This window comes from Delftia sp. ZNC0008, from assembly GCF_000799035.1.
Taxonomy (GTDB): domain Bacteria; phylum Pseudomonadota; class Gammaproteobacteria; order Burkholderiales; family Burkholderiaceae_C; genus Comamonas; species Comamonas tsuruhatensis.
This window is the reverse complement of sequence record NZ_JTKZ01000438.1, coordinates 1-1151: the sequence shown is the minus strand read 5'-3', so window position 1 is coordinate 1151 and position 1151 is coordinate 1. Positions and strand designations below refer to the sequence as shown.

Genomic DNA, 1151 nt, shown 5'->3' with positions numbered 1-1151 from the left:
GCAACCACGCCAGCGCCCACGGTACGGCCGCCTTCGCGGATAGCGAAGCGCAGACCTTCTTCCATGGCGATGGGGGCGATCAGCTTGACGGTGATCGACACGTTATCGCCAGGCATCACCATTTCCTTGTCGGCGGGCAGCTCGATGGAGCCGGTCACGTCGGTCGTGCGGAAATAGAACTGGGGACGGTAGTTGTTGAAGAACGGAGTGTGGCGACCACCTTCGTCCTTGGACAGCACGTACACCTCAGCCGTGAAGTGGGTGTGGGGCTTGATGGAGCCGGGCTTGCACAGCACTTGGCCGCGTTCCACGTCTTCACGCTTGGTGCCGCGCAGCAGCAGGCCCACGTTGTCGCCAGCCTGGCCTTGGTCCAGCAGCTTGCGGAACATTTCCACGCCGGTGACGATGGTCTTCTGGGTGTCGCGGATACCGACGATTTCGATTTCTTCGCCGACCTTGATGATGCCGCGCTCAACGCGACCGGTCACCACGGTGCCACGGCCGGAGATCGAGAACACGTCTTCCACGGGCATTGCGAAGGCACCGTCCACAGCGCGCTCGGGCGTGGGGATGTAGGTGTCCAGGGCTTCAGCCAGACGCAGGATGGCGGGCTCGCCCTTGTCGCTTGCGTCACCTTCCAGGGCCAGCTTGGCCGAGCCGCGGATGATGGGGGTGTCGTCGCCGGGGAAGTCGTACTTGGCCAGCAGCTCGCGCACTTCCATTTCGACCAGCTCCAGCAGCTCTTCGTCGTCCACCATGTCGCACTTGTTCAGGAACACGATGATGTAGGGCACGCCCACCTGACGAGCCAGCAGGATGTGCTCGCGGGTCTGGGGCATCGGGCCGTCAGCGGCCGAGCACACCAGGATAGCGCCGTCCATCTGAGCAGCGCCGGTGATCATGTTCTTGACGTAGTCGGCGTGGCCGGGGCAGTCAACGTGAGCGTAGTGGCGGTTGGCCGTTTCGTACTCGACGTGGGCGGTGTTGATCGTGATGCCGCGGGCCTTTTCTTCAGGTGCTGCGTCGATCTGGTCGTAAGCCTTGGCTTCGCCGCCGAACTTCTTGGACAGAACGGTGGCGATGGCAGCCGTCAGGGTCGTCTTGCCGTGGTCCACGTGACCGATGGTGCCCACGTTGACGTGGGGCTTGGT

The 1151-nt window shown here is 63.4% G+C and carries 1 protein-coding gene; it reads right to left on the bottom strand.

Annotated elements, in window-relative coordinates; all coding sequences use genetic code 11:
* Positions 1-1151 (bottom strand): elongation factor Tu (gene tuf, locus L995_RS14505; protein ID WP_047472402.1); only part of this gene is annotated, 1151 nt, incomplete at both ends.